Raw genomic sequence first — 10,201 nt, 5'->3', positions numbered from 1 at the left:
TCGGCGATCAACTGGGCCTGCTCCGACTCGGACGCGCAGACGAACGTCCGCACCTGCGGCCCCGGCACGGCGTCGCCGCCCTCGCGCAGCACCCGGGTGGCTGCGTCACCCAGCACCGGCAGCGGCAGCCGCCGGGCCACCCGGCGCCACGCCGCGGTCAGTCCCGGGCCGCCCCGATGGCTTCCGTCCAGCGCAAGCACCGGGGCCGGCCCGCCGGCCACCGTCCGGAAGGTCTGCGGGAAGTCGGCCAGGCCGCGCGGATGCGCGCCGCGGAACCGGAACACCACCTGATCGGGGTCGCCGGTGGCCAGGATCGGCCCACCCGGACCGACCAGCGACCGCAGCAGACCGATCTGGGCCGGGTCGAGTTCGCCGTACTCGTCGACGATCACCCGGGAGATCTCGCCCCGCACCGCCGCCGCCAGCGGCTCGTCGGCCAGCACGATGCGGGCCCGGTGCACCAGTTCGGCGTAGTCGAGGCTGCCCTCGTGGTCGAGCACGTCGAGGTATTCGGCGAAGAACCGCCCGACGCTCACCCACTCACCGCGCCCGGCCCGTTCACCGGCCGCCACCACGTCGTCGGGATCCATTCCGAGCTGCCGCACCCGGGCGATCGCCGCCCGGACCTGACGGGCGAAGGCCCTGGTGCCGACGGCCTGGTGGACGTCGGACGGCCAGACCTCCGCACCCCGCCCGGCCAGCAGTTCACGCACCCGGAACTCCTGCTCGGGAGCGGTGAGCAGCCGCGGCTCGGCCGCCCCCGGCGTCGCGGCCCGGCGCAGCAGCCACAGACAGAAGGCGTGCACCGTGGTCACCCAGGGCGGGCTGACGGTGCGGTTCAGCGCCCGTGCCACCCGATTGCGCAGCTGGCTGGCGGCCCGCCGGCTGAAGGTCAGCACCAGCGGCTGCGGATCGCCCGGGCTCCGCCCGGCCAGTTCCAGCGCGGCGGCCGCGGCGACCATGGTGGTCTTCCCGGAACCGGGCGGCCCGATCACCAGCAACGGCGACGTGCGATGCTGCTCGACGGCCGCACGCTGCGCCGCGTCCAGATTCCGCGCGCTGGGCAGCACCCCGACCGATTCCATGCGTTCATCGAATCACCCGGCACTGACATTCCGGCGACGACGACACGCGACCGTGCTGCTCTTCGAATCGTGTGACAGGACACAGGTCCGTATGAGAGTGTTGCAGGCGCTGCCGCGAGGGCGACCGGCTGGGTCGCCTGGGACAGCTCGTTCGGCAGTGGCCACCCGGTCGCCCGGGGGTCGTATGACGCTAAGGAGTAGGTACATGGCGCAAGGGACCGTCAAGTGGTTCAGTGCCGAGAAGGGCTACGGCTTCATCGAGGTCGAGGGTGGCACGCAGGACGTCTTCGTCCACCACACCGCCATCGACATTCAGGGCTTCCGCACTCTCAACGAGGGGCAGAAGGTCGAGTTCGAGATCACCTCCGGCCCCAAGGGTCCGCAGGCAGACCGCGTTCGGCCGCTCTGACCCGGTCTCGAAACCACCGCGAACAAGCGGGCCCCGTCTTCGGACGGGGCCCGTTTCGCATTCCTTCCAGGGTTGTCCCCGACGCCTTCCCCACTGTTGCGGCACTCCCCGCCCGCTAGATTGGGCAGGAACGTTCTGCCCGCGTCGAGAGGTACCCATGAGCTCCACGACTCCCCCCGCAGGCGGTGCTGCAGCGATGCCGCTGCAGCCGCCGGCCATGCTCACCCTGACCGCGCCGGAGGCGCCCGCGGTGGTCACCGAGACCCAGGCGCCGGCGATGGCGCCGCAGGTCGAGGCGTCCCAGGTGCCGGTGCTCGATTCCAAGGTGGACGAGTTCCTCCGGGCACTGGATTCCGCCGAGGAGAAGTCGCCGACCTTCTCGGCGCAGGCCGACGCCGTGCGCAGCATGGGCGACGCCGACATCCGCAGGGCCGCCGAGACCTCGAACCGGTTGCTGAACGCCCCGGTGCGGGCGCTCAAGGAGGGCGGCCTGTCCGAGGGGTCCAAGGTGGGCCAGACCCTGGTCCAGTTGCGCCGCACCGTCGAGGACCTCGATCCCGGCAAGGCCCGCGGCTCCAAGAAGTTCCTCGGCATGATCCCGTTCGGCGATCAGGTCACCGACTACTTCCGCCGCTACCAGAGCTCGCAGCAGCAGCTGAACGGCATCCTGCACGCCCTGCGCTCCGGTCAGGACGAGCTGACCAAGGACAATGTCGCGCTCAACATGGAGAAGCAGAATCTGTGGACGGTGATGGGACGGCTGAACCAGTACGTCTATATCGCCGAGCGACTGGACGCCCGGCTGTCGGCGCAGATCGCCGAGTTGCAGATGACCGACCCCGACAAGGCCAAGGCGCTCAGCCAGGACGTGCTGTTCTACGTCCGGCAGAAGCACCAGGACCTGCTCACCCAGCTGGCGGTGTCGATTCAGAGCTACCTGGCGATCGACATCATCATCAAGAACAACATCGAGTTGATCAAGGGCGTCGACCGGGCCTCCACCACCACCATCTCGGCGCTCCGGACGGCGGTCATCGTGGCCCAGGCGCTGGGCAACCAGAAGCTGGTGCTCGACCAGATCACCGCGCTGAACACCACCACCTCGCAGATGATCCAGCGCACCTCGGAGATGCTGAAGGAGAACTCGGCACGCATTCAGGAGCAGGCGGCGTCCTCGACCATCGGGCTGGAGCAGCTGCAGGCGGCGTTCGCGAACATCTACTCCACGATGGATTCGATCGACGAGTTCAAGGCCCGCGCCCTGGACACCATGGCGCAGACCATCGGTGTGCTGGAGGGCGAGGTGGTCAAGTCCAAGGAGTACCTGGACCGGGTCGCCAACCAGGACGCCCGCAGCCAGTCCCTGCCGCAGATCAACCTCTGACCTCGCGATGGGTTTCTGGGACTGGCTGACCGGACGGGACACGCCGCCACCGGCTCCGGTTCCGGAGGTCGATCCGGCACCCACCGAGGGCGACATCCTGGCCTCGCTGGACGGGGTGGACCAGCTGATCAGCGGCGGCGCGCTGCCGGCGGTGGTGCGTTCCCGGGCCGCTCGGGTGACCCGGCTGGTCCGCCAGACGCTGCCCCGGCTCGGCTCGCTGGGGCTGGGCAGCTACGACAGCTATTCGGTGGTGGCCACCGCCACCGACTATCTGCCGGAGGCGATCGGCGCCTACCTGCGGCTGCCCCGGGACTGGGCGGACAGTCGTCCGGTGGAGAACGGCAAGACGCCGCTGCTGTTGCTGATCGACCAGCTGGACCTGCTCGGCGCCACCATGGAGAAGATCTACGACGCGGCCAATTCCACCGACGCCGCCGCACTGATCACCCACGGCAAATTCCTGCAGGAACGCTTCGGCCACTCCCCCGCCGCCGACCTCAACGTGCCGACCCCGCCGTCCGGCAATTCGCCGGACCCGTTCGATCTGGAGCGCCCGTGAGCACCCCTGACCTGGCCACCACCCTGGACGCCCTGGCCGACGCCGCCCGCGCCGCCGGGCTGGACGCCGACGCCGCCCGCACCGAGGGCGAGCAGCTGGCGGCCACGGTCGCCGAATCGGCGGTCGGCTCGTTCGTGGACTGGTGCACCGCCACCGGCCGTCCGATCAGCGCCCAGGTGTTCATGGACGCCGCGATCAGGGGACGCCGGTTCCGCACCTCGGCGACCCCGCTGGTCGCCCAGCTGCACAGCGCCCGCTCCGCCCAGGCGGTGCGCTACGCCAAGGCGCTGGCCGAGGTGGCCTCCGCCGCGGCGCTGCTGGGCACCCCGACGCCGCTCAGCGTCGGCGCCGCGCAGGGCACCGCCAGTGCCCAGCTGAACGCGGCGCAGGGGCTCGGCGGGCCCGTCCCGCCGCCCTCCACCGCACCGGGCGCGGACGCCGAGTTCGTCCGGCAGGCGCCGCAGATCCTGTCCAGCGTGCTGGAACGGATGCACACCAGCCAGTCCCGGCTGCTCGACCTGCAGCAGCTGGATCCGTTCGGGGCGGGCGCGTTCCCGGGTCTGGGCAACACCGCGGCGCCGACATCGCCCCCGGAGCAGAGTTCCGGAGCCCAGCCGGTGCAGGCCGCTCCCCCGCCCGCCGAGCCGGCGCCGGAGCCCGAACCGGAGCCGCCGGCCGAGCCGGAGAAGTCCCTGGACGAGCTGCTCGCCGAACTGGACGCCCTGGTCGGGCTGACCACGGTGAAGGCCGAGATCCACCGGCAGACCGCGGTGCTCAAGGTGGACGCGTTGCGCGCCAAGGCCGGGTTGAAGAGCCCGACCATCACCCGGCACCTGGTCTTCGTCGGCAACCCCGGCACCGGCAAGACCACGGTGGCCCGCCTGGTGGCCGGCATCTACCGCGCGGTCGGGCTGCTCTCCAAGGGCCAGCTGGTCGAGGTGGACCGCTCCGAGCTGGTCGCCGGCTACCTGGGCCAGACCGCGATGAAGACCGCCGAGGTGGTGGCCAAGGCCGAGGGCGGCGTGCTGTTCATCGACGAGGCCTACAGCCTCAACGGCGACCAGTACGGCGAGGAGGCGATCAACACCCTGGTCAAGGAGATGGAGGACAAGCGCAACGACCTGGTGGTGATCGTGGCCGGCTATCCGCTGCCGATGCAGGTCTTCATCGCCCAGAACCCGGGCCTGGCCAGCCGGTTCCGCACCACCATCGGCTTCGACGACTACAGCGACGCCGAGCTGGAGCAGATCTTCACCGGCATGGTCGCGCAGGCCGACTACGACCTGGGCGACGGCTGCCTGGACACCTTCCACGAACTGCTCGCCGGGCAGCCCCGCGACGAGACCTTCGGCAACGGCCGGTTCGCCCGCAACGTGCTGGAGGCCGCGGTCGGCAAGCATGCCTGGCGGCTGCGCGACGTCACCGACCCGAGCCTCGACCAGCTCCGCACCCTGCTGCCCGAGGACCTCCGGCCGGACGCCGCGCCGGCGGTGGACTGGCCGGCCGCCCAGCCCGGCGGGCTGCAGCCGCCGTCCGATCCGACCGGGGAGACAGCATGACCGTTGCCACTCGTCCGGCCGTCCGGAAACGGCCCGGGACGCCGCGCTCGGTTCGCCGGCTGCGCCGGCTGCAGCGCACCGCGGTGGCGCTGCTGCTGGCCTTCGGGGCATTGGTGGTGACGTCGCTGACGGTGTCGTTCATGGCCTCCAGCCGGGCCATGGAGAGCCTGGCCCAGTACCAGCGGCTGGCCGATGCCCGGGTGCAGGCGATCGACGTCCAGCAGGCCGCGAACAGCTGGGCGCTGACCCCCACCGACGCCGTCCGGACCTCGGTCACCGACCGGCTCACCACGCTGGCCACCACCCTCGCCGACGCCTCCGCGGTGGACGCCGACCGCGACCGGGTGGTGCCGCTGACCGGTGCGCTGGTGCACTACTCGATGACCCTGCAGGACGCCCTCAACGTCCGGGACCAGGCCTCCGCGGCCCTGCTGGCCCAGGCCGACGCGCAGCTGTCCAAGGAGCTGCTGGGCCCGCTCACCGACGCCACCACGGCGACCGCCGACCGGATGTCCGGCGAGCTCACCACCAGTTGGCTGGGCTGGTCGATCGGCGGCTTCGTGCTGGCCGCCGGCGGCCTGGCCGGCATCCTGGTGGCGCTGGCCCGGGCGTCCCACCGCTACCTCAACCCGGGGGTCGCGCTGGCGCTGCTCTGCGCGCTGGCCTCGATCGGGGTGCTGGCGGCCATCGCGGTCGCCGCCTCGAACGCCGCCGGCGGCTTCACCGGCGGCAGCCGCGCCGAACTCGACACGGTGGCCACCGTCCGGCAGCAGGTGCACCAGGCCCGCGCCGACGAACTGCTCGCGGTCGCGCTGCGGGGTTCCGGCGGGACCTACCAGCAGCGCTGGACCACCGCGACGACCGCCGCGAAGAACTCGTTGGGCAGCCTGTCCCGGCCAGGTTCCTCGGCCGCCCGGCTGTCCTCCTACAGCAACGCCCACGACCAGCTCGTCGCGGCCACCGACAAGGCCCAGTGGGACACCGCCGCCGGCCTGGCCACCGGGGCGTCGGCGAAAGCCTTCGACACCCTGGACAGCACCCTCGGCTCGGTGCAGGCCAATCTGCGCGGACCGGTGACCAGCAGCTTCCAGGCCGTGCAGGACGAGATCGGGCTCGGCATCGGCGGGGTCATCGTCCTCACCGTGGCGGGTTCGGGGCTGGCCGTGTGGGGCGTGTCCCGACGAATCGAGGAGTACCGATGAGCCCGGTCAGCGCACCGGCCGCCCCCGGCCGGCTCAACGAGCCCGTCCAGCCGCAGGCGATGATCGGCTACCTCGCCGAACTGGACGCCTGGACGGCCGCCCGGCGCAGCGAACTGGCCGCCCTGGACACCGAGATCCTGGGCCGCAAGCTGACCGCGCTGACCCCCGACATGCAGCTCTCGCTGGCGCTGTGGCAGGCGGTGAAGAGCCGCTACGACCTGCTGCTGGTCACCTGGGACTCCGGACGGGTGGGGCCGGCCGAGTGCGCCCGGCTGTCCTCGCTGATCTGGGGACGGCTGGACACCGGCGCCTCCCCGTCCGCGCAGCTGGCCGGCATGGCGGTGTCGCTGCCGGAGGCCTGCCGGCTCTCCGACGCCCTGGTCGCCCAGCTGCGGCAGAAGCTCAACCTCGACCCGAACGCCGAGCAGCTGGCCCGGCGGCTGCGCGACCTGCGCGCCCAGCTGGAACGGATCCGGGAGCAGATCCGGCTGGAGCCGCCGGCGTCCGCGCAGGCCGCCCAGCTGCAGCTGCAGCAACTGGCCACCCGCACCGCGGAGCTGGAGGCCAAGCGGGAGCGTGGCGGCGACATCGGCGGGCTGCTCGGCCCGCTGGAGATCGACGCCGCCCGCTACGAGCGCGACCTGATCGTCGGCGGGGCGCGACGCCGGGAGAACCGGGACGCGCTGGCCCGGGCCCGCGAACTCACCGACGAGCTGACCGCCCGCGAAGAGGCGTTGCGGCAGCTGGTCGCCAACGCCGTCGCCGCGGTCTCCCCGGCACCCAAGTACGCCGTCCCGGACGTCGCCGCGCTCGGCCCGGTGCCCAACACCCGCAGCGCGATCGACGCCCACCTGGCCAAGCTGAACCAGGTCGGCCGGGCCATGCAGGTGGTCCAGGACGCCTACGCGGCCGCCCTGGCCGAACGGGACGCGCTGGCCGCCCTGGTGCCGGCCCTGCGGGCCAAGGCCGAAGCCCTGGGCCACGCCGGCGATCCCGACTTCGTCGCGCTCACCAACGCCGCCGAGCGGCTGCTGGCCCGACGTCCGGCGCCGATGGCGGTGGTCCGCCAGCTGCTGCCCGCCGCGCAGGCGCTGCTCGACGCCCTGGCCGAAGGGAGCACCCGATGAGATGCCGCCAGCCGGGCTGCACCGGAACCATCGTGGACGGCTACTGCGACGTCTGCGGCATGCCCGGCAACGCCGCCACCATGCCGGTCGGCCGCGGCACCCCCGGACGTCCGCCGTCCGCCACCCCGAGCGGGCCGTGCCGGCAGCCCGGCTGTCCGGGCTCGGTCATCGACGGCTACTGCGACACCTGCGGCATGCCACCCGAGTCCGCCGTCACGCCGACGGTCTCGGCGGTCACCAAGGCGTCGGTACAGCTGGGCTCCACCGCGCTCGGCTCGGCGCGCGCCACCTCGTTCGGCGCCCGGCCGGTGCGGCGGTCGCCGAGCACCGCGCGGCTGCGGATGGGCCGGATCGGGCAGGGCCTCACCGTGGTCCCGCCGGCGCCCGCGGTCGACCCGGCCAAGGCGGTGATGAGCAACCCGCAACTGCCCGAGGACAAGCGGGTCTGCCCCAACTGCGGGGCCAAGGTGGGCCAGTCCCGCGACGACAACGCCGGACGCTCCGACGGCTTCTGCCCGCAGTGCGGTGCGGCCTACTCGTTCAGCCCGAAGCTGGCCCACGGCGACCTGGTGGCCAACCAGTACGAGGTGGTCGGGCCGCTGGCGCACGGCGGGATGGGCTGGATCTACCTGGCCCGCGACAAGAACGTCTCCGACCGCTGGGTGGTGCTCAAGGGCCTGCTCAACACCGGCGACGCCGACACCCTCAAGGCGACCATCTCCGAACAGCAGTTCCTGGCCCAGGTCGAGCATCCGCTGATCGTCGAGATCTACAACTTCGTCACCCACGACGACAACGGCTACATCGTCATGGAGTACGTCGGCGGCCGGTCGCTGAAGCAGCTGCTGCAGCAGCGCATGGAGGCCCGCGGCGGCAGCTACGACCCGCTGCCGGTGGATCAGGCGCTGGCCTTCCTGATCGAGATCCTGCCGGCCTTCAGCTACCTGCACGACCTCGGCCTGCTGTACTGCGATTTCAAGCCGGACAACGTCATTCAGGTCGGCGACTCGCTGAAGCTGATCGACCTGGGCGGGGTCCGCCGGGCCAACGACGACGACTCCGCGATCTACGGCACGGTCGGCTACCAGGCTCCGGAGGTGGCGCAGGCGGGCGCAACCGTGGCGTCCGACATCTTCACCATCGGACGCACCCTGATGGTGCTCTGCGCCGAGGTGCCCGGCTACCAGAGCGAATACGAGTTCGGCATTCCGCCGGCCGAGCAGATGCCCGCCTTCGCCCAGTACGACTCGCTGTACCGGCTGCTGCTGAAGTGCTGTGCGCGCGACCCCGGCGACCGGTTCGACTCCGCCGAGGAACTGCGCCAGCAGATGCTGGGTGTGTTGCGCGAGGTGGTCGCCACCTCGGCCGGCGGGACGGCGTCCACCTCGGTCAGCTCGCCGCTGTTCGAGGCGCCCACCGTCTCCGGGAACCGGTTCGACTGGCGCCAGCTGCCCCAACTGCGCCGCGACCCCACCGATCCGCAGGCCGACTGGCTGAACGCGCTCGACCTGAACGATCCGGTGGACCGGCTGGGCTCGCTGGCCCGGCCGCCGGCGGTCACCACCGAGGTGCTGCTGGCCCGCTGCCTGGCGGCGCTGGAGACCGGCAACCAGCGGGTGCTCGACCAGTCCGTGCACACCCTGCTCACCGAGGACCCGTGGGAGTGGCGCGCGGTCTGGATGGCCGGGCTGGGTGCGCTGCTGCGCGGCGACCACGCCACCGCGTTGTCGTCGTTCAACGCCGTCTACGGGCAGCTGCCCGGCGAGCTGGCGCCCAAGCTGGCCCTGGCGGTGGCCTGCGAACTGGGCGGCCAGCAGGAGGTGGCCGAGAGCCTGTACCGGATCTGCGCCGCCACCGACGCCAACTACGTCGCGCCGGCCGGGTTCGGGCTGGCCCGGATCCGGGCGGCGCGCGGCGACCTGACCGGCTCGCTGACCGCGCTGGAGCTGATCCCGCAGACCTCGCGGGGCTACCTGGAGTCGCAGAAGCTGAAGACGGAGCACCTGATCGCGCTCGGCAACGACGCCGCCCACCTGGCCGAGGCGCTCCGGGTGTTGCAACATGCCCGGCTCGACACCCGTAGCCAGCTGACCTTCGAGGCCGCCATCCACGACAAGGCGCTGGCGCTGGCCAGCAAGGGTGCCGTGAAGCTCGGCACCGTCACCCTCACCGAGGGCGACCTGCGGGACAAGCTGGAAGCCTGCTACCGGCAGCTGGCCCAGCTCAGCGCCGACGCCGCCGAACGTGCCGATCTGGTCGACAAGGCCAATGCCATCCGAGTGTGGAGCCTGCTGTGAACGACGACAATCCCGCCTGGCCGCTGTGGGTCACCGAGCACGACGCCGCCAACCTGGCCGTCAACCAGGAGTACGGCACCCTGTCGCTGGCCGCCCCCTGCCCGCAGTGCGGCATGCCGGTGCGGCCCGACGAGCGCTACTGCGAGAACTGCGGCGCCGACGTCCATCCCGAGGTGGCCGGGGTTCCCGCCGAGGCGCGGACGTCGGAGGCGACGGTCAAGCTGAACCGGCCCCGGCCCGCCGCCGCGCCCTGCCTGGAATGCGGCGGCGCGGTGGACGCCGACGGCTACTGCCAGACCTGCGGCGCCAAGGCGCCCTCGGCCCGGGACCATTTCGAGGCCGCGCCGGCGTCCTGGCTGGGCGGGGTGTGCGACCGGGGCGTGGTGCATTCGCGCAACGAGGACGCGATGGCGCTGTGGGCGGCCGCCGAACCGCAGCGCTCCGGCGTCCTGGTGGTCTGCGACGGGGTGTCCAGTTCGCAGGATTCCGACGTCGTGGCGCTGGCCGCCGCCGAGCGGGCCCGGGACGTGCTGGCCGACGCCGTCCGGCAACGCGCCGGCGCGGAGTCCGGCGGGCCGG

General features: G+C 72.2%; 9 protein-coding genes. 8 read left to right on the top strand and 1 reads right to left on the bottom strand.

What is annotated here, in order from left to right; all coding sequences use genetic code 11:
• Positions 1-1,085, bottom strand: a 1,085-nt coding sequence (locus QM582_RS04970) for a UvrD-helicase domain-containing protein (RefSeq protein WP_415082292.1), incomplete at its 3' end; no start/stop codon positions are given.
• A gap of 205 nt (positions 1,086-1,290) precedes the next feature.
• On the opposite strand from QM582_RS04970, the gene QM582_RS04965 reads away from it, so the two are divergent.
• The 8 genes from QM582_RS04965 to QM582_RS04930 form a co-directional block, all read left to right on the top strand.
• On the top strand, positions 1,291-1,494 hold the full coding sequence (locus QM582_RS04965; RefSeq protein WP_298130889.1) for a cold-shock protein: 204 nt from the start codon (positions 1,291-1,293) through the stop codon (positions 1,492-1,494).
• Positions 1,495-1,690: 196 nt separating this feature from the next.
• Complete coding sequence (locus QM582_RS04960; protein ID WP_415082289.1) at positions 1,691-2,878, top strand: toxic anion resistance protein; 1,188 nt, start codon at positions 1,691-1,693, stop codon at positions 2,876-2,878.
• A 7-nt stretch (positions 2,879-2,885) separates the two neighbouring features.
• Positions 2,886-3,437 (top strand): hypothetical protein, encoded by a 552-nt coding sequence (locus QM582_RS04955; protein WP_415082288.1) that lies wholly within the window; start codon positions 2,886-2,888, stop codon positions 3,435-3,437.
• Positions 3,434-4,996, top strand: a complete 1,563-nt coding sequence (locus tag QM582_RS04950; RefSeq protein ID WP_415082286.1) for an AAA family ATPase — start codon at positions 3,434-3,436, stop codon at positions 4,994-4,996. Before QM582_RS04955 ends, QM582_RS04950 begins: the two co-directional genes overlap by 4 nt.
• Positions 4,993-6,198 carry a hypothetical protein gene (locus tag QM582_RS04945; RefSeq protein ID WP_415082285.1) on the top strand — a complete coding sequence of 402 codons (1,206 nt, stop codon included), beginning with the start codon at positions 4,993-4,995 and terminating at the stop codon, positions 6,196-6,198. Before QM582_RS04950 ends, QM582_RS04945 begins: the two co-directional genes overlap by 4 nt.
• The gene (locus QM582_RS04940; protein ID WP_415082283.1) at positions 6,195-7,325 is read left to right on the top strand and encodes a hypothetical protein; all 1,131 of its coding nucleotides are present in this window, start codon (positions 6,195-6,197) and stop codon (positions 7,323-7,325) included. The genes QM582_RS04945 and QM582_RS04940 overlap by 4 nt, the downstream gene beginning before the upstream one ends.
• Positions 7,322-9,622, top strand: coding sequence for a tetratricopeptide repeat protein (locus QM582_RS04935; protein ID WP_415082281.1), 2,301 nt, complete (start codon positions 7,322-7,324; stop codon positions 9,620-9,622). Before QM582_RS04940 ends, QM582_RS04935 begins: the two co-directional genes overlap by 4 nt.
• The coding region (locus tag QM582_RS04930) for a double zinc ribbon domain-containing protein (RefSeq protein WP_415082279.1) at positions 9,619-10,201 on the top strand (583 nt) is incomplete at its 3' end. The genes QM582_RS04935 and QM582_RS04930, both read left to right, overlap by 4 nt.

This window comes from Micropruina sp. (assembly GCF_047607385.1).
In the GTDB taxonomy this organism is placed as follows: domain Bacteria; phylum Actinomycetota; class Actinomycetes; order Propionibacteriales; family Propionibacteriaceae; genus Micropruina.
This window is presented reverse-complemented; position numbering and strand designations above follow the sequence as displayed.

Coding starts and splice junctions, on each gene's coding strand:
- QM582_RS04955 (WP_415082288.1), top strand. CDS start 2,886: ATGGGTTTCTGGGACTGGCTGACCGGACGGGACACGCCGCCACCGGCT.
- QM582_RS04965 (WP_298130889.1), top strand. CDS start 1,291: ATGGCGCAAGGGACCGTCAAGTGGTTCAGTGCCGAGAAGGGCTACGGC.
- QM582_RS04935 (WP_415082281.1), top strand. CDS start 7,322: ATGAGATGCCGCCAGCCGGGCTGCACCGGAACCATCGTGGACGGCTAC.
- QM582_RS04945 (WP_415082285.1), top strand. CDS start 4,993: ATGACCGTTGCCACTCGTCCGGCCGTCCGGAAACGGCCCGGGACGCCG.
- QM582_RS04940 (WP_415082283.1), top strand. CDS start 6,195: ATGAGCCCGGTCAGCGCACCGGCCGCCCCCGGCCGGCTCAACGAGCCC.
- QM582_RS04960 (WP_415082289.1), top strand. CDS start 1,691: ATGCCGCTGCAGCCGCCGGCCATGCTCACCCTGACCGCGCCGGAGGCG.